Source organism: Salibacterium qingdaonense, from assembly GCF_900114715.1.
Taxonomy (GTDB): Bacteria; Bacillota; Bacilli; order Bacillales; family Marinococcaceae; genus Salibacterium; species Salibacterium qingdaonense.
Genome location: NZ_FOTY01000005.1, coordinates 141,085 through 161,629, shown reverse-complemented (window position 1 = coordinate 161,629; position 20,545 = coordinate 141,085). Strand labels below are relative to the sequence as shown.

26 protein-coding genes, 1 tRNA gene and 1 pseudogene are annotated in these 20,545 nt (G+C 46.1%); 21 read left to right on the top strand and 7 right to left on the bottom strand.

Going from position 1 to position 20,545, the window contains the following annotated elements; all coding sequences use genetic code 11:
* Positions 1 to 2 precede the first annotated feature (2 nt).
* The 4 genes from BM058_RS06685 to BM058_RS06675 all read left to right on the top strand — a co-directional run bounded on the left by BM058_RS06685 (position 3) and on the right by BM058_RS06675 (position 1,882).
* Positions 3 to 425, top strand: a complete 423-nt coding sequence (locus tag BM058_RS06685) for a hypothetical protein (RefSeq protein ID WP_090926253.1) — start codon at positions 3 to 5, stop codon at positions 423 to 425.
* Positions 426 to 563, top strand: a complete 138-nt coding sequence (locus BM058_RS06680; protein ID WP_090926252.1) for an XkdX family protein — start codon at positions 426 to 428, stop codon at positions 561 to 563.
* 70 nt (positions 564 to 633) lie between these two features.
* Entirely contained in the window at positions 634 to 783 is a 150-nt protein-coding gene (locus BM058_RS18165; RefSeq protein ID WP_177195456.1) for a hypothetical protein, read from the top strand.
* A 46-nt stretch (positions 784 to 829) separates the two neighbouring features.
* On the top strand, positions 830 to 1,882 hold the full coding sequence (locus BM058_RS06675) for a S8 family peptidase (RefSeq protein ID WP_090926251.1): 1,053 nt from the start codon (positions 830 to 832) through the stop codon (positions 1,880 to 1,882).
* 104 nt (positions 1,883 to 1,986) lie between these two features.
* Here BM058_RS06675 and BM058_RS06670 read toward each other — a convergent pair whose 3' ends face one another.
* Positions 1,987 to 2,412: a hypothetical protein gene (locus BM058_RS06670; protein ID WP_090926250.1), complete on the bottom strand. Its 426-nt coding sequence runs from the start codon at positions 2,410 to 2,412 to the stop codon at positions 1,987 to 1,989.
* 238 nt (positions 2,413 to 2,650) lie between these two features.
* Between BM058_RS06670 and xerA the strand changes: the two genes are divergently transcribed.
* From xerA to BM058_RS18160, 9 genes are all read left to right on the top strand, one after another.
* On the top strand, positions 2,651 to 3,646 hold the full coding sequence (gene xerA / locus BM058_RS06665) for a site-specific tyrosine recombinase/integron integrase (RefSeq protein ID WP_218151892.1): 996 nt from the start codon (positions 2,651 to 2,653) through the stop codon (positions 3,644 to 3,646).
* Between the two features lie 64 nt (positions 3,647 to 3,710).
* Complete coding sequence (locus BM058_RS06660; protein WP_090926248.1) at positions 3,711 to 3,980, top strand: hypothetical protein; 270 nt, start codon at positions 3,711 to 3,713, stop codon at positions 3,978 to 3,980.
* A 103-nt stretch (positions 3,981 to 4,083) separates the two neighbouring features.
* The gene (locus BM058_RS06655; protein ID WP_090926247.1) at positions 4,084 to 4,356 is read left to right on the top strand and encodes a hemolysin XhlA family protein; all 273 of its coding nucleotides are present in this window, start codon (positions 4,084 to 4,086) and stop codon (positions 4,354 to 4,356) included.
* Between the two features lie 13 nt (positions 4,357 to 4,369).
* Positions 4,370 to 5,296 (top strand): N-acetylmuramoyl-L-alanine amidase family protein, encoded by a 927-nt coding sequence (locus BM058_RS06650; RefSeq protein ID WP_090926246.1) that lies wholly within the window; start codon positions 4,370 to 4,372, stop codon positions 5,294 to 5,296.
* The gene (locus BM058_RS06645; protein ID WP_090926245.1) at positions 5,293 to 5,505 is read left to right on the top strand and encodes a hypothetical protein; all 213 of its coding nucleotides are present in this window, start codon (positions 5,293 to 5,295) and stop codon (positions 5,503 to 5,505) included. The genes BM058_RS06650 and BM058_RS06645 overlap by 4 nt, the downstream gene beginning before the upstream one ends.
* 262 nt (positions 5,506 to 5,767) lie before the next feature.
* Positions 5,768 to 6,505, top strand: a complete 738-nt coding sequence (locus BM058_RS06640) for a hypothetical protein (RefSeq protein WP_090926244.1) — start codon at positions 5,768 to 5,770, stop codon at positions 6,503 to 6,505.
* On the top strand, positions 6,502 to 6,828 hold the full coding sequence (locus BM058_RS06635; protein ID WP_090926243.1) for a hypothetical protein: 327 nt from the start codon (positions 6,502 to 6,504) through the stop codon (positions 6,826 to 6,828). The genes BM058_RS06640 and BM058_RS06635 overlap by 4 nt, the downstream gene beginning before the upstream one ends.
* Positions 6,825 to 7,427: a hypothetical protein gene (locus BM058_RS06630; RefSeq protein WP_090926242.1), complete on the top strand. Its 603-nt coding sequence runs from the start codon at positions 6,825 to 6,827 to the stop codon at positions 7,425 to 7,427. The genes BM058_RS06635 and BM058_RS06630 overlap by 4 nt, the downstream gene beginning before the upstream one ends.
* 166 nt (positions 7,428 to 7,593) lie before the next feature.
* Positions 7,594 to 7,661: transfer RNA gene (locus BM058_RS18160), tRNA-Thr, on the top strand.
* Positions 7,662 to 7,888: 227 nt separating this feature from the next.
* On the opposite strand, the gene BM058_RS18155 is transcribed toward BM058_RS18160, so the two are convergent.
* Entirely contained in the window at positions 7,889 to 8,053 is a 165-nt protein-coding gene (locus tag BM058_RS18155) for a hypothetical protein (RefSeq protein ID WP_177195455.1), read from the bottom strand.
* 668 nt (positions 8,054 to 8,721) lie between these two features.
* On the opposite strand from BM058_RS18155, the pseudogene BM058_RS06620 reads away from it, so the two are divergent.
* Both BM058_RS06620 and BM058_RS06615 read left to right on the top strand, forming a co-directional pair.
* Positions 8,722 to 9,071: pseudogene (locus tag BM058_RS06620) on the top strand (VOC family protein).
* Positions 9,072 to 9,131: 60 nt separating this feature from the next.
* Positions 9,132 to 9,506: a DoxX family protein gene (locus tag BM058_RS06615; RefSeq protein ID WP_090926241.1), complete on the top strand. Its 375-nt coding sequence runs from the start codon at positions 9,132 to 9,134 to the stop codon at positions 9,504 to 9,506.
* A 207-nt stretch (positions 9,507 to 9,713) separates the two neighbouring features.
* Here BM058_RS06615 and BM058_RS06610 read toward each other — a convergent pair whose 3' ends face one another.
* The gene (locus tag BM058_RS06610; protein WP_090926240.1) at positions 9,714 to 10,331 is read right to left on the bottom strand and encodes a DUF4352 domain-containing protein; all 618 of its coding nucleotides are present in this window, start codon (positions 10,329 to 10,331) and stop codon (positions 9,714 to 9,716) included.
* 163 nt (positions 10,332 to 10,494) lie between these two features.
* Positions 10,495 to 11,436 carry a bile acid:sodium symporter family protein gene (locus tag BM058_RS06605; protein WP_090926239.1) on the bottom strand — a complete coding sequence of 314 codons (942 nt, stop codon included), beginning with the start codon at positions 11,434 to 11,436 and terminating at the stop codon, positions 10,495 to 10,497.
* Positions 11,437 to 11,660: 224 nt separating this feature from the next.
* Here BM058_RS06605 and BM058_RS06600 point away from each other — a divergent pair, with 224 nt between their 5' ends.
* The 3 genes from BM058_RS06600 (at position 11,661) to BM058_RS06590 (ending at position 14,310) form a co-directional block, all read left to right on the top strand.
* Positions 11,661 to 12,605, top strand: coding sequence for a response regulator transcription factor (locus tag BM058_RS06600; RefSeq protein ID WP_090926238.1), 945 nt, complete (start codon positions 11,661 to 11,663; stop codon positions 12,603 to 12,605).
* 164 nt (positions 12,606 to 12,769) lie between these two features.
* Complete coding sequence (locus BM058_RS06595; RefSeq protein WP_090926237.1) at positions 12,770 to 13,618, top strand: ABC transporter ATP-binding protein; 849 nt, start codon at positions 12,770 to 12,772, stop codon at positions 13,616 to 13,618.
* The gene (locus tag BM058_RS06590; protein ID WP_090926236.1) at positions 13,618 to 14,310 is read left to right on the top strand and encodes an ABC transporter permease; all 693 of its coding nucleotides are present in this window, start codon (positions 13,618 to 13,620) and stop codon (positions 14,308 to 14,310) included. Before BM058_RS06595 ends, BM058_RS06590 begins: the two co-directional genes overlap by 1 nt.
* Before the next feature lie 662 nt (positions 14,311 to 14,972).
* On the opposite strand, the gene BM058_RS06585 is transcribed toward BM058_RS06590, so the two are convergent.
* Positions 14,973 to 15,653 (bottom strand): RluA family pseudouridine synthase, encoded by a 681-nt coding sequence (locus BM058_RS06585; protein ID WP_090926269.1) that lies wholly within the window; start codon positions 15,651 to 15,653, stop codon positions 14,973 to 14,975.
* Between the two features lie 264 nt (positions 15,654 to 15,917).
* Between BM058_RS06585 and BM058_RS06580 the strand changes: the two genes are divergently transcribed.
* A complete protein-coding gene (locus BM058_RS06580; protein ID WP_090926235.1) occupies positions 15,918 to 18,152 on the top strand; it encodes a 5'-nucleotidase C-terminal domain-containing protein in 2,235 nt (744 codons plus the stop codon).
* 79 nt (positions 18,153 to 18,231) lie between these two features.
* Here the strand turns inward: BM058_RS06580 and BM058_RS06575 are convergent, their stop codons facing one another.
* Positions 18,232 to 18,573: a hypothetical protein gene (locus BM058_RS06575; RefSeq protein WP_090926234.1), complete on the bottom strand. Its 342-nt coding sequence runs from the start codon at positions 18,571 to 18,573 to the stop codon at positions 18,232 to 18,234.
* A 180-nt stretch (positions 18,574 to 18,753) separates the two neighbouring features.
* On the opposite strand from BM058_RS06575, the gene BM058_RS06570 reads away from it, so the two are divergent.
* Complete coding sequence (locus tag BM058_RS06570) at positions 18,754 to 18,981, top strand: WYL domain-containing protein (protein WP_090926233.1); 228 nt, start codon at positions 18,754 to 18,756, stop codon at positions 18,979 to 18,981.
* Here BM058_RS06570 and BM058_RS06565 read toward each other — a convergent pair.
* Entirely contained in the window at positions 18,950 to 19,120 is a 171-nt protein-coding gene (locus BM058_RS06565; RefSeq protein WP_281244679.1) for a DUF4385 family protein, read from the bottom strand. The two genes, BM058_RS06570 and BM058_RS06565, sit on opposite strands and share 32 nt — an antisense overlap.
* 223 nt (positions 19,121 to 19,343) lie before the next feature.
* Between BM058_RS06565 and BM058_RS06560 the strand changes: the two genes are divergently transcribed.
* Positions 19,344 to 20,369 (top strand): zinc-dependent alcohol dehydrogenase family protein, encoded by a 1,026-nt coding sequence (locus BM058_RS06560; RefSeq protein WP_218151891.1) that lies wholly within the window; start codon positions 19,344 to 19,346, stop codon positions 20,367 to 20,369.
* Positions 20,370 to 20,545: the final 176 nt, after the last annotated feature.

Sequence of the window (20,545 nt, the reverse complement as noted above, 5' to 3'; positions counted from 1 at the left end):
CGATGTTACAACGGGTTGGAAGTAAATACCGTCTCTATCCTCACGAAGTAACGTACACCAAAAACGGCGAAGAATATACGAAATGGGCGTTACCTGACAAGCAGTGGTGGACGGAAACGGCCGAAAAACACGATCGTATCAACATCGTAGAATTTACGGAAGTTGAAGTTACGGCGGATATGCAGAAGCGATTTAAAGAAATTGAGCGTATGCCGGAAGGATTCGGGAGTGTGTATCAGCGGTACGTATTGGACGGGACGCTGCCTGATAACTTTCCGATTAACCATCCGTTCCGGCAAGTTATAGCGAAAAACGAAGATGAATCGCAAGGGCAGTCGTTGATTGACGCTGAAATCGAGAACATGTCGCAAGGACAGCAGATGACGGAAATGGATTTAAGAATATCCGAATTGGAGGCGAAGTAAATGTTTGAACGGCTGAAAGACTGGTATAACAAGAATTGGTGCCGAAAAGACCAGTTACAAAGATACGTAGAATTAGGCGCAATAACATCGCAAGATTATGAAAAAATCACCGGCGAAGCGTATCCAACTAGTGCATAGCGTGGCTTATGCGCATTAAATCAAACGCCTTAACTGGCGTTATTTTTATAACAAAAGGAGAGGATTATTTATGTTTAGCAAAATCAAATGGAACCTGAAGCAACTGCTCCCGTTTAAATATCATACAGTACACCGGACCATGTCCGGCCAGAAAAAAGTGACCATATGGCGCATGTGGATGGGGCGCGTCTTCAATTCCGAACAGTATACCGTCAAATAAGCAGCACCCAAAGGGGTGCATTTTTTATGCCGGAAGGAGAGATTAAATGATTAAAGAAAATGATGCGGAACGCCGAAAAGTCAACGCGGACGTTTGGCATAACGCAGGATATATCGGCAATGATGTTAAGGTCGTGCTCCTCGATTCCGGCGGCGATGCAAGGGATAACATGGAAGATTGGTACCACGAGCCTGTCGAGGACTACGACGAGCACGGGCACAGCACCAATGTTGGCTTCGTCTGCCGGGAGTTTGCGCCTGGTGTGCAAATATATGTAATGGAAAACAATGACGAAGGGCACCAGTGGGTACTGGATCACTTGGACGACATCGATCTCATCAACGTCAGCATGGCGGGGTATTCCGGGAGCACGGTCCCGTCTTACGTCGAACGGTACAAAGAACTTGATATACCTCTGATTTGTGGATCAGGAAATGACGGGTATGATGCCCAAGTCAGCTACCCTGCTGCGTATGATTTCACGATTGCAATAGGGGCGTTACACCTTGGAAATGGCGGAGCCGGCGCGTACTACGCCAATCAAGGGGAAGCCTTGGACGCCGTGACGTACAGCAATATCTACGTACAGCGAGACGACGGGCATACATTTGGTGTGACGGGAACAAGCTTCTCAGCACCGATGGCAACAGGCATGCTGGCGTGCTGGATGCAGTGGAGAAAAGAAAATGGACTCGGACGCCCGACACGAGAGGAAACGCGGCAGTTTGTACATGAAAATTGCAGAGATATTCAAGATGAAGGCTTTGACTGGGAGACCGGCCATGGCCTTTTTTGTTTGCCGGCAGAGATTCCGCAGATCGAAGAACCGCAGCCGGAGCCAAAACCGGAAGAAGATGTGAAAGGAGAGGAGGACGAAGAAATGGAGCAGACCTTCAAAGACGTGAGAAAAGGATTCTGGGCATTCCAAGCGATTGGATACCTTGAAAAACACGGATACATTGGCGGCTATTCTGACGGTACGTTCCGTCCAAACGAGGGTATGGAACGAGGACAGTTTGCTGCTGTAGTGTATCCAATGGTCAAAGAGATTGAGAGGTTGAAAGAAGAAGTCAAAACGCTCAGGCAGCAGATAAATTAATAAAACATTTCCAGTGAAAGAGGTGATATAAATGAATATCATGCGCAGAATTTTTCAAAAAAGCCGCCCGAAGAAGGCGGCTCAAACAATAACATTTGATGTGACTATTCATGTACCTCAAAATTATTCTCACGAGGAACTATCGCGCACGATATTATCTGGTCTACAAAAACAAGCATTTGCGGCAAAGTCGCAATAGGATTTAAAAAGGTGTCTTTGTAAATTTCAACGTTTACCAGATTCAATGTACCATCGTCGTTAGTTATTTCGATGTGTTGGTTCTCAGGATCCTTCAAAAAGTCATTTTTCATTTTCACCAAGTAAGAAAGATCTATTCTCATTGCATCGGGATTATCTGGGCTATCAACCATAAAACCATCTTTATCGGTGATATCTTCAATGTCTCCCTTGAGAAAACCAAACGGTGTCATCAATAGAACCTGGAAGTCGTTATCGTCACCAATTTCTTTTAGTTGGTTGATCACTATTTCCAGTTGATTTACCGTGATAAATTTTGCAGACAAATTCATACTTTCACCTCCTTTCCAAACTAATGAATTTCGACAAAAAATATCCTGAGTCCTTCTGGAACATTGAATTGAAACAAATGTTCTCATATTGCCTTCTCAAATCCGGAATGGTATTGTACAATATGAAGCAGGTAGGCCGGACTGATCATCTGGCCGTCAACGCACCGTTGGGCGTGCCTGCTTCTTTTTGATGCAGTTGCCCATAAAGCGAAATATCCTTCCAACGGGGGAATCGAAAGTGAATACTGTAACTGCAGGGGAGCAGATGCTCTCCGACATCGTCGCGTACATCTCGGAACTGGTGCCGGTTAATGTCGAGGAAACGAAGTCGCGGTTGTCACAGATCGTCAGCAAGTACCATGTGACAAAGGTTGAAGAGTACGACAAGCACCCGGACCTGCAGGAAAAGATGGACATGTTCCTTGCAACGAAGAAGCTGGAAGGCTGCAGTCATCACACGCTGGACGGGTACCGTAGACAGCTGAGAATGTTTGCTGATCAGGTGAAGAGAAGGGCCGAGGACATTACTGCTGCAGACATTAGGGCATATCTAGCCAGCTTTGAAGATGCAGCAAGTGCCACAATCAGCACGAAATTATCTGTGCTGCAGTCCTTTTTCAGTTGGTTGACGGGGGAGGAACTCATACCGAGGGACCCGACAATGAAAGTGAAGGCACCTAAGAAGGAAAAACGAGCACCGAAAGCACTCACCATAGAAGAACTCGAAATGCTCCGGGAAAGCTGTGACACGTACCGCCGGCGAGCCATGATAGAAGTATTGTACGCCACGGGGTGCCGGCTCGGAGAAGTGCAGCCGTTGAACCGGTCACAGGTCAACATACAGGATCAGTCAGCGCTTGTGTATGGAAAAGGCGGGAAGGAACGCACCGTCTACTTCTCACCAAAGGCCATATACTACCTCAGAAAATACCTGATGAATCGAACAGACGATGATGAAGCGCTGTTTGTGAGCGAACGAAAACCGCACGGGCGGCTGTCCAGACGTGGGATACAGCAAGAGCTTGCAAAGGTGGCCAGGGCAGCAGGACTTGAAAACAAAGTCAGCCCGCACGTTTTAAGGCATACCATGGCTACACTCACAATTAACAATGGGGCTGAACTTGGGGCCGTACAAGAAATGTTAGGCCACGCCTCGTCTACTACTACATTGCGATATGCCGTTTATTCACAAGATCGAATTAAGCAGCACCATAAGCGTCATCTGGTGCAATAAATAAAGGTTGTAAGGAGTCTCCAATTTTGGAGGCTCCTTTTTAATATCAAAAAGGAGTGATCATATGAAAAAAGTCATTGAAAAGCTGTTTAAAGGCGACAAGGAAAAGACGCAGGTATTCCGGAGTATCTTCACTATATTAGCAGGCATTGCAGCTGCAATAAAGCAGGTTCTGGAAGCCACGTTCGGCCTTGCGATTCCATCAGAAACAGTAGACGCATGGGTTGATCTAGCTTCCTGGGCGGTTATTCTGTTTGCCATGTATCGGAATAACTACTTTGGCGAAAAAGGTCTTAGTCAGCTTAAGCTGCTAATTAATAGCGGACTCGAGTAAACACCTGAGAGGGTGTCTTTTTTATGCAGAATTCACAAGGGGGTCAGGTGTCTATGCTCCTAGATACAAAGAAAGGGGTGTTGGCGAAGGAGTGAGTGAGGAAATGAATCTTTTAGAAAACACTCTGCAAAACTTATCTAGCGAAGTAGAAGAAATCAAAAAGAAGGACGAAGTCCGAGATGAAAAGATTTTCAAGTTGGAAAAGAATGACGCTTTGCAAGACCGGTCCATTCAAAATTTGGAGGTAAGCATCGGGAAAATTGAAGAAAATACAACGTGGCTCCGGCGCACCATTACAAAGGCTCTCTTCACAGGAGGCGTCACCTTTGTTCTTGGGATTGTGTCAAGCCTTTTAGTATGGGCGTTTACATTATAAAGGAGATGGTCATATGCCAATGATCGCACTGGATATCGGGCACGGATCCGATACCTTTCAACGTACAGGCGGTAAAGGTGTAACGAAGAATGGAAAGGTCTACGAAGAACACGAATTTAATTCTGATGTGGCCATGCGGCTCCAACCTATTTTGGAACGGCATGGCTTTTCTGTGTGGCTTCCCCAGCCACCGAATTCGAAAGAGGTGGGCTTGGCTACTCGGACAGATGCTGCAAACAGACGCGGCGTGGATTTGTACTGGTCTGATCACGCCAATGCAGGCGGTAGTTCGGGAGTGTGTGCTTTCTACTGGGGTACTTCAGAAGAGGGGAGAAAGCTCGCTGAATTGTTTGCAAAACGTATGGAAGAAGCAGGTTTTGAAACGCACGGAAATGGTACACACGCCGGTGAGCGTGGGAGCTGGACCAACCTGCATGTCACACGGGAAACTAACATGACAGCCGTACTTACAGAGAACGGGTTTATGGATGATCCCGGTGACTTTGAGGGTATTTTTGGTGAGGACAAGGAATCGTACCGGCAGCGTGTAGCAGAGACGCATGCCAAGATTCTCTGTGAATACTTTGATATACCGTACAAAGACGTGAAATCTGAAACTGATAAGGGAGATGAGATCATGAAACCCACAGGAGTTTTAAACGGTACGTTTGGCGATTATCTCAAGAACGCGGCTGACAGAGGCATCATCGAACAGTCCACGGCAAAGGAATATGAAGACGGCGAAATGACGATATCGAACGCCATTGCTTTGGTGGCATTGATCGAGAGTGAAAAACCAGGAACCGATGTGGCCGAAGTACATCAGCCGGCTTGGGAAAAAGCGCAGGAACAGGGTGTATTCAATGGAGAGCGCCCGAACGATCCGATCACTCGAGTAGAAACGGCCACTGTGCTTAAGAGGACGGGGGCATTCGAATGAATAGGTACATCTATTCCTATCGCATTGTGTCCACTGGGGAACAAAGTAGGTATGGTGTTGCAGCAGGTAGTCAGGAAGATGCCGACACCCGAATCCGTGAGGCGATTGCGGACATCGAGTTTACGGAGACGGAGGACGTGCAGGGTATAGCATTGGACCGGGTTATTAGTGAAGAGGATAATTACTACGAGTGCGAGGGCTGCACCTAATAAAAAAGAGCAGGGGCTTTCCCTGCTCGGTTACATATGCTATCCTTACAACAACAAAACATCCATCATCTTACTTTACGGTCGGATTGAAACTTAGAGTTTGAGAAGGATAGCATCTTACCTATAAGGGTTATAAAAAACTAAAGGATTAATAATAATGAAGTAAGGGGAATACATGGAAATATCTAAAAAAAGATGATACTATAGTTTTATAAATAGAAATGTTCATTTGCATGTATTATTCTTAGGAGAGGATTTTGCAATGCTAATTCAAACAACAACCTTTAATGCTTTTTTCCCGAAGGAGCAGGGTATGCGTCGTAATTTTATAAATATTGAAGATGGGTTGAAAGACCATTTTCAAACCCCGTTGCATTTATTGCCTATACCAGATGATGCTCCACCAGACATACCACGTGCTCAAACGGAATCTCATGAAGGTCACTCAAAACTAAATATTTCTTTAGACCGTTTATCATTGCAAACTAAATACGATCATAGATTTCAAAGTGATTGGTATAAGTGCAAAGAATACCTTGAAAATCGAATATTTCCTTTAATCAATTTAATGAAAGGTTATATCGATAATAATTATTCTTTTTCGGGATTGACTACAGAAATATTTATTCATGATCTTGATGAAGAACCAGTGAAACATTTGTTTGAGAATTTTATAAAGATCGGAAGCAATACAAACCCTTTTGATGTTAATCTAAAGTTAACTTACGTTCTTAGAGAAAGATTTTACATAAATATATCTTTTTCAAATGTTAGACTTTACGAAAAAACGACTAACAGAGAAAAAGAGTTGCCTGCCTATTTACAACAAAAAGATGATGTTTTATCTGTGTTGATTGATATTAACGATCGATACGCTCATAACTTCCAAAAGGATTATCATTCTGATGTTGATGTAATGGATGAGATTTTTACAATTACAAATGATATTTTGACAGGCAAATTAGATCAAATCATATATGAAGGGAGAGTCGAGTTATGAGTGAAAATACACTAAAAGTAGGGCCTGCTGCTACTATGACTGTTGCCGCTGCTATTTTGACTTCTCCTATTTCAAATACAGGAATGGCTTTTGAAGATGAGCAAGATTACAGTATACAAAGCGTTGCATTTGATAATTTTAAAAGCGAAACTTTCAGTAATACAAATGAAAATAATCATGAACGGATGGAAAACATTAACCTTCAACAATTTGCAAATAATATATTTAGCGAATCACGTGAATTCACTGAAAAAGAAGAAGAAATGCATACAAAAATGTTAAACTCAATATCTATAGTAAAAGGAAAAAGATTTAATTTATGAACAAATCCTCAATTGATGAATTTGTTGGAATGGTTAAGGAATTGTTTCCATCTATCGATCCTTATGCTGAAAGTAAGACCAGGGAAGCTGTTAAACACATTCAAGATGACACTAGAGAAAAACTAGAAACTTGTACAAGGACTAATGTTTTTAACTTCTTAGCACAAGGAGATATTTTTTCTGAGATACCATTCACCTTCGTTGACGAAGAAGGGAATGATAGACAATTTAATTCGAAAGCACTTTTGCTTTCAAATACTTGTGATGCTGAAAGAGAGCGACTTTTAGTATTTGTGCCCGTAATCCCAATTGAGACATTTAAAAAAGAAGGTTTTGATGAACAAAATCTTATTAATAACAAATATACTAAGTTGTTTTATCTTCCTTCCTTATCTTTTCAAAGTTATGTGGTAGATTTTAATATAGTCAATTGTGTTTCAAGGCAGTTAATAAACAAACTAATTGAAAGCAATAAGTTAAAAAAAGATGTTACTTTAAATTTAATAGGATATTATTTGTTTCTAGCAAAATTAACTGTCCACTTTATGAGGCCAGAAGATCCTTCTGTAAATAATGATAGAATTTATTTAGAGGTTTAATAGTCGCAGCGAAATTCAGTATGAGCCAGGTTTAAATCCCTGGCTTTTTAATTGCAAACAAGATTGCAAACGACCGATATAAACACATGCGGAGTATTATGAATGAATAGCCTTGTACAAAGCCGTTTGTCCATGTTTGCAATCTTCCTTATGAATGCGTGCGAGCGCCTGCGAAGGGAAAAGGAATCCATGGTAAGGATGAGGTCACCGGTTCGAATCCGGTAGGAAGCTCCATGAGTAAAGCTGATACAGAGCAGGTTCCAACGATTTTGGTTCCTGCTCTTTTTGTATGGATGAGGTCAGTTGCAAACCACGGCTGTTGATTATGCAAATATAGGAAGCGTTTCGTTGGACTCCGCCTTTCCTGCCCGCTTTCACCCTCCGGGCACAAGAGCGACATCTGCTCGAACTCCCTTCGGTCGTTCTCCCAGTGTCTCCTTAGCCGCAGGGCGTCGCCTCAGCTACATACCGGGAGGAAAATCGGCTAAGTCCGGCACGTCCTGCCGGGCGCCGATCTGACTCACCTCGTATGAGCCTCCGGTGATCTTCGGCTGACGCTTCTCCCGCTGGAGTCGGGCAGACGGCTCCGTCCAACGAAAAAGAAGGGGGATACATGCTTTGATCACAGATGCACTCTCCTCATAGAATCCTTTCCCATTCCTTTATATGGTGAATCAACAAGCGTGGTTGCAAACATTCATTTTAAGATCGACCCGATTTTATCTGTGGCTTCTTCTTGAATTCAATGTTATGAATGATCAATATATAATATGTAGATTATGAAAGAATTTTCTGATAATAAGAGTATTCTGTTCCATAATAAAAGTGTTTTTGTGATATAATGTAATTCCAGATATCCGTGATGAAAAGGATATCCCTATTCTTGTTTCGCTGATCATGGCTGAACCGGATATTTTGATAACCGGGGATAAAGATTTTCACACTGATGAAATAAAGGAGTATATTTCAGTTTATACACTATCTGATTTTCTTCGAGATTTTACATAGCAAACTGGTACTATCTTCTCTTCATTACATGTGCGCAGCCTGTCTTTTTTGCAGAAAAAACGAACAAGCGTTCTTTGTAATTTGATTTGAAACATTCGATTCTTTCGGCGCTGTCGATAAATGTTTTGCCTTGATTTTCAGGAATGTTTATCGTTTGCGCTGCTATTTGGGTATTTTTTTATCTCTATGTTGATTTACCTAACATTAAAAGCGGCCAAAATGCGAGTGTACATTTACAATTCAAAGTGATGATAGTTCTATAAAAGGAACAAAAGAAGGTGAAGGAATGAAGGTAAAACGGATTGTTGCCAATGTGGAGATACAGGATACTGTTGAAGCCAAGTACTTCTACGGGGAGCTGCTCGGACTTGATCAGTTGATGGATATGGGATTTATCGCAACGTACGGTTCGCATGAGAAAATGGATACGCAGATTAATTTTCTGTCCGAAGGCGGTTCAGGAACACCGGTGCCTGACCTTTCTATTGAGGTGGACAATCTTGACGAGGCGGTTACCCGCATGAAGGAGGCCGGCATTCCGGTGGAATACGGACCGGTCGAGGAGCCATGGGGCGTACGGCGTTTTTTGTAAAAGATCCATTCGGCAGGCTCGTTAATATTCTTATCCATCTTTAAACCATGATAAAGGTTTAGGGTATTGTCAGGAAAATAATAAATGAAAAAGGTGGCACACATATGAAAGTGTTTTTCCGAACATTATATTCGATAGTTTTGTTTGGGGCTGGTGTCCTGCATTTTGTACACGAGCGGGGATTCCGCCGGATTGTGCCGAAGATCCTGCCTTTCCGGCGGGGTATTGTACTCCTCACCGGTGTGATGGAAATGGTATTTTCCTTATTGCTCTGGGTGAGAAAAGGGCAGCGTATGACAGGAAAGCTCCTGGCTTTCTTCATGATTGCTGTTTTTCCTGCGAATGTATATATGGCTGTGAAAAAAATATCATTCTCACCGGATAGACAGATCAGCCCCTGGCTGCTGTGGCTGCGTCTGCCGCTGCAGATTCCACTGATTATTGGTGCGTTAACGCTGGGGAGAAAAGAAAACGGATAGAATGTCACCATTTAAAGGAATATGGACACGAGGAAAAATGGCTTAAGCGATTCGCAGTAACAAAAGCCTTCTTTCCTTTATACGAAAGAGGTGGAAGAGGAGAGATGCTTTACAATACATAATCTTCGTCGCTGCAGCACAAAAAGCCCTGTTCCATGCCACATATGGCGTGGGACAGGGCTTTGTCAATATAAATGTGTATAATCATCATTGATTGAGATTAACAACAGCGGTGTTGCTGCCAAAGAATCCTTCTTGTAATTCTGCCTGTAGATCTGAAGCTTCAGCGAGTTCAGGAACGACTTCAAAGACTACCTTGCCGCTTGTGCTGGAGCCGGGGTTTACTTCTTCTAAAAAGAAACTGGTGGAGTCATTTTGTGTTGAGTTCGCTGACGTCGTAGCTTCTGAAGAAGGTTCATATGTGGATCCGCCACTCAATAATTTTATATAGTTGCTGTCTACTGTAACTGCTTCATTTCCGTTATTAGTAAATTCAACATCTAAAATGATAAATGTCTCTTCCGTTGTTGTGCTGAGCATATCCGGTCCAACTTCCTGTGCCGTTTCCATACTGTTTATAGTATAAGAAACCTGCCCCACTTCAACAGTATCACCGATGGAATGTGTTGGCGTTTCTTCGTTACTGCTTCCGGATGAACTTTCACTGGATTCATCACCACTGCTGGTTGAAGATTCCTCGGAATCTGATGTTCCGTTGTCATCTGAAGTCTGCGTGGAATCGCCGCTGGTAAAAATAGCAATAATAACTATTAGTACAACTAATCCCCCAATTGCAGCCAGACAACCAATCCCAAATTTTTTCATAATAGACCCCCATTTCAATAAAATACATGCACATTTTACCTACTAAAATTCCATGAGTCTACAATTTTGGTTGATTTATTTCCTTTTTCCAGCCTCTATATTAAAGGAAGTACTAGTTAAAAAGAATGCCCTGCTCTTATAAGAGCAGGGCAGATGATTTTTGTTATTTTTTCTTTTTGATTCCGCCTCGTGTACTCCAGTAGGAGACAAGCATGGGGCCGGAGATGTTGTGCCAGATCGAGAAAATGGCGCTTGGCAGGGCGGCGAGCGGGCTGAAGTGGGCTGTCGCGAGTGTCGCGCCGAGTCCGGAGTTCTGCATGCCTGTTTCAATGGAGACAGCCCGGCGTTTTGTTTCATCAAGACCTGTCCATTTTGCGGCCAGGTAGCCAAGAGCAAGTCCGATGCCGTTATGCACAATGACAGCTGCAAATACAGCGATACCAGAGCTTGCAATGCTCGTCTTGTTTCCGGCGACGACAGCAGCTACGATTAGAATAATGGCTGTAATGGAAACGAGCGGCAGAACAGACTGTCCCTTTTCTGTAAAGCCAGGGAAAAAACTCGCAGTAAGCAGGCCGAGGGCAATGGGAATAATAACGACCTGTATGATGGAAAGGAACATGTCACCGGCGCCTACCGGAAGCCACTGGTTGGCAAGCAGGTAGACAATCAGCGGTGTCAAAAGCGGCGCGAGCATCGTGGATACCGACGTCATTGCAACGGAAACGGGCACATCTCCATTGGATAAGTAAACCATGACGTTGGAGGCGGTACCGCCGGGGCAGGCGCCTACGAGCACTAAGCCTGCTGCAAGTTCCGGAGGGAGTCCCATGACGGTTGCGATGGCAAACGCGGCGAGCGGCATAATGAGAAATTGAGCAAGCAGGCCGATAATCACAGGGATGGGCTGCTTTGCAACAATACGGAAATCACTAAGTTTCATCGTCATACCCATACCGAACATGATAAGGCCCAGCAGCACTGTAATATAGGACCCCAGCCAGACAAATGCATTCGGTGCCAAATAGGCTGCGACGGATACAAGAATAACAATAAGAGCAAAATACCGGCTCATAAACGAGCTGATATGTCGGACGGTGTTCATGGAAAGACTCCTTTTTTTGTAATAATCAGTACCTTTTATATGCTAAGCTATGTCTTTTGGTTTGTGAAGAGGAACCAGCCTATGAAAGAAAAAAGATTATGATACAATAACTATCATCTTCTGTGAAGATTTCTTTGTTATCATAGGCATGAACGTGATTCGAAACATATAGGCAATCACGGCTGCAAGGCTGTGTGATAATACATAAAAGAAAGGATAACAACATGGCACATTTTACAGTGAATCAAGAGGATGCATTCCATGATACACTTCCGTTGTTTTCGCTTACTGTAGAGGATTCCCATGCAGCGGCGGTGCATGGTGATTCGGACACACAGACGGCGGTGCAGCATGTTCTTTGCATCCATAACGGTCTATCTGTTTTTGATCACCAGGAAGGATTCTACACCCGCCTCACGGTCGAAGATAATGTTTCATTTTATCATAAATGGTATGGGTGCCGGGTGCCGCTGCCGGAGATTCTCGTGCAGTTCGACCTGCAGAGCTGTGCCGGACAGACATTGCAGCAGTGCTCGGTATCTGACATGCGCCGGATCTATTTTGCGAAATGTTATATGAGCGGGGGACGGGCGATGGTATTTCGTGAGCCTGTACACGGCGTAGATATCAAAACTATGAATACGTTTCTCAACATGCTTCACAAGTTAAAGGAAGAGGCCGTTCCTGTTCTTGTACTGGTATCCAATATGGAGCACGCCATACTCCTTGGAGATGCGGCGTACAAGCTGAATCCAAACGGGCTGCAGGAGGTGGAGACGCAGGAGGAAACGTCTTCTGAACCAGAACATACCGGTGCTCCTGCTGCAGCCAATCTGTTTAAAATCCCGGCAAAGGTGGGAGACAAAGTGATACTCTTTGACCCGCCGGAGATTGACTACATAGAAAGCCGGGACGGCAAAGCGGTGATTGTTATCAATGAAGAATCCTATACGATGGATTCCACACTGGCGGAAGCCGAGAAAAAGCTGGAGGTATATGGATTCTACCGCTGCCACCGTTCCTATATTGTAAATCTCCAGAAAGTACGCGAAATCATTACATGGTCGAAAAACGCTTACTCGTTAAGAATGGATAATAAAATGCAGTCCACTATTCCTCTTTCCCGCACAAAACTTCAGGACATCCAGGATAAATTCAGCCTCCGGTAAGTACCATTTGGATAAAAGAGGCGGGACGGCTGGTTTTCTCCTGCCGTTTTTCATCCTGCATCCGGTACATTTCACGCTTCCGGCGGTACCATTCACTGCTGTCATGCTGCTTCCTTCCGGTCAAACGCTTAGAATGAAAGCAGTTGGCCAAAGGAGGTTATTTTATGAATCATGCGGTAGATGTAAAAGGACTGCGGAAAGTATTTGGCAGGAGTACAGCCGTTCACCATGTCGATTTTCAGGTGAAACAGGGAGAGATTTTCGGACTTCTCGGTCCGAGTGGGTCCGGTAAAACAACGATAGTAAAAATGTTGACCGGTGAATTATCACCAACCGAAGGTGATGTAACAGTCCTCGGCAGAAGTTCCGAGAGGCTGGGGACTTCCGATTTCAAAACCAAAATCGGCATATTGTCGGATAACAGCGCGTTGTATGAGCGGTTAACCGTTTTCGACAATCTGAAATTATTTTGTAAGTTGTACGACACCCCCGTTCATCAAATCGACGTCATACTGCGCGATATGGATCTGCATGAAGAAGGGGACAAAACCGTTGCCAAGCTTTCCAAAGGAATGAAGCAGCGGGTTCTGCTGGCTAAGGCTCTCATCCATAAACCGGAACTGGTATTTCTGGACGAACCGACGTCTGCGCTGGACCCTGCCAGCATGGCGCGTATTCACCGGGGGCTGCAGAAACTGAATGAAGCTGGAACAACGATTGTTTTGACGACGCACAATATGGAGGAAGCGACGGAATTATGTGATCGTGTGGCGTTTTTGCATCAAGGAGAATTTCAGGAAATAGACAGTCCTGCGGCGCTTCGCTACGCCTATTCCACCCATACTTTTCACGTCGAAACGTTTTCGGGTGAGCAGCTGGTTATTGAGAATGAACCGGAAAATGCCGAGCGCATGAAGCAGTTGATTGAAGACGGCCGCATTAAAACGATGCAGACCGATCATCCCACGCTCGGGCAGATCTTTCTAAAAGTGACGGGAAAGGAACTGGTATAATGCGTATTCAACGAATAAGTGCGATTTTTGAAAAAGATCTGAAAGATTTCATGAAAAATATGATGGTCGCTCTGCTTCCGGTAACTCCGGTTTTGATGACATTGTTTTTCAACCAGTCCGGTAATGGGGGACTTCCCGTTATCATGCATTATCTCATTGTCGGTATTACATTTTCAGTCGTGACGTCAGGTTCTATTATGACCATATTGGCGGAAGAAAACGAGAAACATACGTTGCGGGGATTGATACAATCACCGGCCACATTATGGGACATTATTATAGGGAAAAGTCTGGTTACCGGGCTTGTGACCGTCTTGTCTCTTGCTGTTTCGCTGTTTATTGTCGGCATAGAACCGTTCTTGAACTTTAAAATAATCATGGGGATTATTCTGTTGTTTCTGTTCTTTCTGCTGCTTGGTATTGGTGTTGGTTTATTTGCAAAATCTGTGGCCTCCACTTCTGCTTATTTGATGATAGTGATGATTCTGTTTGGTTTTACACCGATGATTACGCTGCTCGGTATAGGAGAGGGATCGGTCATCATGAACATTATTGATATGTTCCCGCTTATGCAGGTGATCGAAATGCACAGCGCAGGCACATGGGCCCCGCTTGGTGTCCTCACGCTGTGGACGGCGGCCTCGGGAATGTTCACGTTCGTATGCTTCCAAAAAGTCATGACCGACGACTAAATGAATCTATTTCAGGCTGGAATGTCAAAAAGAAAGCAGGAAACACTATACAAAGAGACCGGGACAAAAGATACCGATGCGCAGGAAAACATGAAAGTCTTGAGTCGCTGTTTAGGAGCCACATAGCAGCGAAGCCAAAATGCTTCGACTCTTGCTCAGGGCCCGCGTCCGCACGTGACATACTTCCACAGGATAATAACGTTTACGGAGGCGTTGGTTACCTTATGACTATTCATCCCACATTTCACGCAGCGACGAGGGCTTTTTACTGCATCAGTCCGTTCGTTTCCCCCGATGAACGCAGTCTCGATCCGTTCATGATGACGTTTACCAGGGCTGGAAAACCTCTAAAGTGCCTTATGAATCATTCATAGTGACGTTTATGGGGGCACCGAATACTATAAAGTGCCTCAGGCAATGTCCCCAACGACGTTTACGGGGGATCGTAACCCCCTGAAGTGCCTTAGAACCCATTCCCAACGACGTTCGTCCTCCCAACCTGGACAAAACAAACAAATATACCGGCTGGCACCGTGATCCCATCGCAGAGCAGGTCAGGTGCGGTTTAGATTCCGGCAAACGGGCAACGAAAAATGCCGAACGATTTCCTGAAATCGTTCGGCATTTTTCTATCATATAAACGTTTTGTCCCAGTCTCTTTATTATGCTTTTCCTTTCCAGAGGTTCCAGGGATGTTCCTCCGGCGGGTTGGAATGCACTTTAATTTCTTCTTTTTTCGTTGGATGTTCGACAGCGAGGGTTTGGGACCACAGCGCAATCTGCTGGCCGGGCTTATTAACGCTGCTGCCGTATTTCTGGTCGCCGTACAGCGGACAGCCGCGGGAGGCGAACTGAACGCGTATCTGGTGCGGCCGTCCTGTGTGAAGCTGAATGGAAACGAGGCTTACATCTTTTGCGGTTCCTTCAGTTTCGTATTCCAGCACCGCCTTCTGCGCCTTGTCCCGGCCGGGATCTGTAACGCTCACTTCATTGTTCCGGCGGTCTTTGACCAGATAATCCTCCAGCCTGTCCTCAGGCTTTGGGGGTTGTCCCCGCAGCACAGCCAGGTAATGTTTCTCCATGGCACCGCGCCGGATGCTGTCGGAAAGCCGGGAAGCCGCTTTGGAAGTTTTGGCAAACACCATGACTCCTCCGACAGGACGGTCCAGCCGGTGCACCAGCCCGAGGTATACGTTTCCCGGCTTCTGATGCCGGACTTTTATATCTTCTTTCAAAAACGTCAGCAGATCCTTATCCCCGGAACGATCCTCCTGAACAGGCACGTTCACCGGTTTTTCTACAAAAAGTAAATGATTGTCTTCATAAAGAATCGGAACCTTCATCGTCATTAAAACCCCTTCAGTGTGTACACTCCCTTTTATGATAACACAGCTCCCGGAAATGTACCTGACTGCACCATATAACAAAAGTGTTTGTCTTTTATTATCACATGAGTATAAAAAGATAAGGAAATAATATCTCCACGGGTTTGTAAAGCTTTTTTAAAGATACGGAAAAAGACTTGTCTATTTGCAGACCTGACCATACAATGAAAGCATACGAAGCTGTATGCTATATGCAGCTGATTTTGGGGGAGGTTTTTGTCCATGTTTCACTCGAAGAGGGGTCGAAGAACAAGTCTGTCTTCTTTAGCACTCGCCGCAGCAGCACTGATTGCAGCGCCGCAGATGGAAGTGTCGGCGGCAGCGGGCTACAGTGATGTGGAAGAGAGCGGCACGCATTTCGAAGCGATTCAATCGCTGACAGAACAGGGAATCATTCAGGGGTATGAAGATGGCACATTCAGGCAGTGGCAGGATGTGAAAAGGCAGCATACCGCAGTGATGCTTGCTGAGGCTGCCGATGTACCGGTTCCGGAAGACGTGGAACAGATACTTAATCAGTACGAAGATGTCGACATAGATCACATGTATGCCGAAGAAATTGCAGCTGTAACACAAGCCGGGATTTTCAGCGGAAATGAAGAAGGGGAATTCCATCCTTCTGCGTCCATCACCCGCCAGCAGACCGCTTCGGTTCTCGTGCCTGCGCTGAGTCTTCGTGAGCTGGACGGTGAATCGGACGAGGTGGATGTGAACCTGGACAATGTACACGCGTCCCATGACGAGAATGTTCAGACACTGGCTGATCTGGAGCTTACGACACAACTGGATGATTTCCGTCCGGGAGAATCTGTATCACGCGGAGCATTCTCGACATTTGTCCACCGTGCCCAGGATCTGAAAGAACAGGAGAGCGGAGGCAGCGTTGGTGAAGGTTCGGAAGAGGGTGCAGTAAGCTCCGAATTGACGATCATGCACACGAATGACATCCACGCCCATCTCGACGTGATGCCGAAACTGGCGACTGCCGTGGAAAATTACCGCGTGGAGCATCCTGACTCTCTCCTGCTTGATGCAGGCGATATGTTCTCCGGTACGCTCTATTTCAATGAATTCCAGGGACAGGCCGGACTCGAACTGATGAATCTCATGAACTATGACATGGCGACCTTTGGAAATCATGAGTTTGATTTAGGCTCGAGCTCGGAAGGACACCAGGCGCTTTCGGAATTCGTCAGCGGTGCTGCATTTCCGTTTGTCAGCTCCAACCTGGACTTTTCCCAGGATGCCAATATGAGCGGGTTGTTTCATGATGAGATGACCGAAGAGCCGGAAGATGGTCAGATTTACAACAGCATTGTGAAAGAAGTGAACGGGGAGAAGATAGGCGTATTCGGATTGACGACGTCCGAAACAGCGGATATTTCAAGCCCTGCGGATGTGTCGTTTGAAGACTACATTGAATCATCGCAGGAAGCTGTTAATCAGTTTGAAGATGCGGGTGTTAACAAGGTCATCGCGTTGACCCACATCGGATATGATGACAATCCGGAATACGACAACGACCTGCAGCTTGCCGAGCAGGTGGACGGGATTGATGTCATCGTCGGAAGCCACACGCACACCGAACTGTCGGAGCCCGATGTTGTAGGGGAAGACAGCGGCGAGCCGACTGTCATCGTACAGGCTTCTCAATACGGTGAATTTCTTGGAACGCTTCAGGTCGGATTCAACGATTCTGGTGTAGTCACTGAGCACCAGGGAGAATTAATTGAAATCGGGGAGCAGGCTGAAAATGAAGAAGCAGCCGCTGCTCTGGCGCCGTATGCGGCCCAAATTGACGAAGTGCAGAATGAAGAAAGCGGCGGAGTTGCCGCAGAAGCTCTTCCGAACCCGCGTCTGGAGAACGGGGATGACACCAGTGTGAGAAACAGTGAAACGAAACTGGGGAACCTCATTACTGACGCCATGCTTGCCAAAGCCAAAGAGTACAATGAAGAAACAACTGCCGCTCTCCAAAACGGCGGCGGTATCCGTACATCTATCGATCAGGGGCCGATCACTAATGGAGAGATCATCTCCGTACTGCCGTTTGGAAACACACTCGCGACGATGGAGATCACAGGAGCGGAACTGAAACAGGCTCTTGAACACAGCGTCAGCCAGGTTCCTGCGGAGAATGGAGGTTTCCTGCACGTGAGCGGAATGACGTACACGTACGACAGCTCCAATGAAGCCGGGAACCGTATCCAGACGGTTGAAATAAAGCAGGATGGAGATTTCACACCGGTTGAAGACGACCAGCAGTATGTCGTTGCTACCAACGCGTTTACCGCGAAAGGTGGGGACGGATATGATGTCTTTGCCGATCTTTACGATGAAGGACGCGTGACAGATCTTGGCCTCAGCGACTGGCAGAATCTGCGGGATCATGTTGCCGAATTAGGTACCGTCGATCCTGAAATCGAAGAACGCATCGTGGATGTAAACAATAACTAGGTAACCAAAGAAAGGCCGGGTGCAGCAACGTCTGCACCCGGCCTTTCTTCGTCATCCAGGTTAAGAAAGATCTTATAAATCATCCAATAAAAACACGCTGCCGTCTGCTGCAGGTGATAATGGTTTCACTGTCTGTATGGTCGAACCTGTATCCATCTGCATAGGATTCACCGTGGACAAAGATAATGCTCTGAAAGCGATGCGTATGTATGTTGATATCAACGGAAGCTGTTCCTGCCGGGTTGAGTCCTTCCTCATCGTGCTCTGTCACGTGGGGCGGAAGCCATTCCATGCTTAATGTATAAATCGTTTGATTCAACACATTAACCGATCGGAGGATGTCGTGTGTCAGCAGGTGATACTGCCCGAGGCCGAGCGTCGTTTTCGCATACTCGATCACAGATTCTATTCGTTCATCCAAAGCAGCCACTCCTCTGTCAGATGGGAAATACCCGTCTCTTTATTGAAAATTTTACCACAATTTCATCTGTATAAAAAGATACAGGAAGAAGGTCAAAAGGTCGAACGTTTATTCTTATTTTGCTTGAAATAAAACAATTGTTCGTATATAATGTAAAAAAAGGGGACAGGAGGCATCGATATGAACAGCGTTTTGATGAGAGCGGCAGAAACAAAAGACCCGGTCCAGGTGATTTACGAGCGGAAAGACGGCACTATGACGCAGCGCACTGTGACAGTGTACCAGCTGAACCGGAGAAATGTGCTGGTCTGGTGTCATGAGCGGAATGCGGTACGGTCGCTGAAAACGTGCAATATCCTGTCTGTGATGCCGTTATCTATGCGCCGCCACGCGCAGCCTGCGGGATAAGTACGCTGTTTAACCATATACTTTCTGATGATTCACGGGACGTCTCCGGCGTTTTGAAACGCCGGTTGGAAAGAAGGTCGCTTTTATACGGCTCTATGTTCATTAACACTTCTTTTTCTCCTCGGCCTCCTCTTACCAGTGCGGCTCCTCTCTATGGTTGATAGTACCCTGCTTGTCTGTAACCTGCGTGCCCACAAGATCTCTCTTTTCTACAGCAGATGTTCGCGCAAGAAAGGGCGGACGATCCTGTTACACCTCTGAATAGGAGGGAAAGCTGATGCATATAACTGGACGCTTTGGGCATTTCCTTTTTATGATAGGTAATGGAAGGTTTAAACAACTACCTGAAGGAGGATTCGAATATGGCAGCACAGGAAGGTACGATGCGCTCCATTCGTCTTGAGAAAGAAGGAAGCGCGGATAATCTGTATACAGTGACAGAACCGATTCCCTCCGCCCAGCGCGGAGAAGTGGTCGTTAGAGTCAAAGCGTCCTCTCTGAACTTCCGGGATCTCGCGATGCTGAAGGAAGAGTACCCGGGCGGCATGAAGCCGGACCTCATTCCGTTGTCTGACGGCGCTGGGGAAATCGTGGAAGTCGGCGAAGGCGTACGGCGTTTTCAGGTCGGCGACCGGGTTGCAGGAAACTTCACGAAAGAATGGTTCAGCGGGCGCCGCCCGACCTATACCGAGCCATACGGATCCCACAGCGACGGCTGGCTGACAGAATATAAAGTGATGAATCCGGAGCTCCTCGTTGAAGTTCCTGATCATTTAACGTTTGAGCAGGCCGCGACCCTCCCATGTGCGGGTGTAACGGCATGGAACGCTCTGCACGGGCCGAGTCCATTGATGGCCGGGGATACAATTCTCACACTTGGAAGCGGGGGCGTGTCTGTGTACGCGCTGCAGCTTGCCAAACAACTGGGTATCAACGTTATTTCAACGACTTCCAGCAACGAGAAAGCAAGGAAACTAAAAGAGCTCGGTGCGGATGAGGTTATTAATTACAACGAGACCCCGAACTGGGGAGAAAAAGCAAAAGAACTGACCGGCAGTGTCGGTGTGAACCGCGTGGTGGAAGTTGTCGGGCCTGCCACCATTCAGCAGTCCCTCAAAGCGGTCGCACCCGGTGATGAGCTCTCCCTGATCGGAGTACTCAGCCGTACAGGGGATAAAATTGATTACTTCGATCTCTTCGGCTCCGCCTCCACCCGCACAATCGGCGTGGGAAGCCGTCAGGATTTTGAAAACATGAACCAGGTAATCAACGACAAAAACATGGTACCCGTCGTCGACAGCGTGTTCCCAATGGAGCAGGCAGCCGAGGCATACCGGTACCTGGACAGCCAGAAATTCTTCGGCAAAATCGCCATCTCTCATGACTGATTGATAAGAAGTCCTGAGATACTATCATGCAACGCGGGATAAAAGCTCCCGGCTGTTCCAGCGGACAGCGGGGAGCTTTTCTATATGTTTCTTTATAAGACGCGAAACTGTCCACGGTCGGTTCATCATACAAAGCACAGACGTCTTTCCCGTCGTCCAGGCACTATGAACGATGC

Excerpts from the sequence above, each read along its gene's own strand:
- BM058_RS06685 (WP_090926253.1), top strand. The coding sequence starts at position 3 with ATGTTACAACGGGTTGGAAGTAAATACCGTCTCTATCCTCACGAAGTA.
- BM058_RS06680 (WP_090926252.1), top strand. The coding sequence starts at position 426 with ATGTTTGAACGGCTGAAAGACTGGTATAACAAGAATTGGTGCCGAAAA.
- BM058_RS18165 (WP_177195456.1), top strand. The coding sequence starts at position 634 with ATGTTTAGCAAAATCAAATGGAACCTGAAGCAACTGCTCCCGTTTAAA.
- BM058_RS06675 (WP_090926251.1), top strand. The coding sequence starts at position 830 with ATGATTAAAGAAAATGATGCGGAACGCCGAAAAGTCAACGCGGACGTT.
- BM058_RS06670 (WP_090926250.1), bottom strand. The coding sequence starts at position 2,412 with ATGAATTTGTCTGCAAAATTTATCACGGTAAATCAACTGGAAATAGTG.
- BM058_RS06660 (WP_090926248.1), top strand. The coding sequence starts at position 3,711 with ATGAAAAAAGTCATTGAAAAGCTGTTTAAAGGCGACAAGGAAAAGACG.
- BM058_RS06655 (WP_090926247.1), top strand. The coding sequence starts at position 4,084 with ATGAATCTTTTAGAAAACACTCTGCAAAACTTATCTAGCGAAGTAGAA.
- BM058_RS06650 (WP_090926246.1), top strand. The coding sequence starts at position 4,370 with ATGCCAATGATCGCACTGGATATCGGGCACGGATCCGATACCTTTCAA.
- BM058_RS06645 (WP_090926245.1), top strand. The coding sequence starts at position 5,293 with ATGAATAGGTACATCTATTCCTATCGCATTGTGTCCACTGGGGAACAA.
- BM058_RS06640 (WP_090926244.1), top strand. The coding sequence starts at position 5,768 with ATGCTAATTCAAACAACAACCTTTAATGCTTTTTTCCCGAAGGAGCAG.
- BM058_RS06635 (WP_090926243.1), top strand. The coding sequence starts at position 6,502 with ATGAGTGAAAATACACTAAAAGTAGGGCCTGCTGCTACTATGACTGTT.
- BM058_RS06630 (WP_090926242.1), top strand. The coding sequence starts at position 6,825 with ATGAACAAATCCTCAATTGATGAATTTGTTGGAATGGTTAAGGAATTG.
- BM058_RS06615 (WP_090926241.1), top strand. The coding sequence starts at position 9,132 with ATGAAAGTGTTTTTCCGAACATTATATTCGATAGTTTTGTTTGGGGCT.
- BM058_RS06610 (WP_090926240.1), bottom strand. The coding sequence starts at position 10,331 with ATGAAAAAATTTGGGATTGGTTGTCTGGCTGCAATTGGGGGATTAGTT.
- BM058_RS06605 (WP_090926239.1), bottom strand. The coding sequence starts at position 11,436 with ATGAACACCGTCCGACATATCAGCTCGTTTATGAGCCGGTATTTTGCT.
- BM058_RS06600 (WP_090926238.1), top strand. The coding sequence starts at position 11,661 with ATGGCACATTTTACAGTGAATCAAGAGGATGCATTCCATGATACACTT.
- BM058_RS06595 (WP_090926237.1), top strand. The coding sequence starts at position 12,770 with ATGAATCATGCGGTAGATGTAAAAGGACTGCGGAAAGTATTTGGCAGG.
- BM058_RS06590 (WP_090926236.1), top strand. The coding sequence starts at position 13,618 with ATGCGTATTCAACGAATAAGTGCGATTTTTGAAAAAGATCTGAAAGAT.
- BM058_RS06585 (WP_090926269.1), bottom strand. The coding sequence starts at position 15,653 with ATGAAGGTTCCGATTCTTTATGAAGACAATCATTTACTTTTTGTAGAA.
- BM058_RS06580 (WP_090926235.1), top strand. The coding sequence starts at position 15,918 with ATGTTTCACTCGAAGAGGGGTCGAAGAACAAGTCTGTCTTCTTTAGCA.
- BM058_RS06570 (WP_090926233.1), top strand. The coding sequence starts at position 18,754 with ATGAACAGCGTTTTGATGAGAGCGGCAGAAACAAAAGACCCGGTCCAG.
- BM058_RS06560 (WP_218151891.1), top strand. The coding sequence starts at position 19,344 with ATGGCAGCACAGGAAGGTACGATGCGCTCCATTCGTCTTGAGAAAGAA.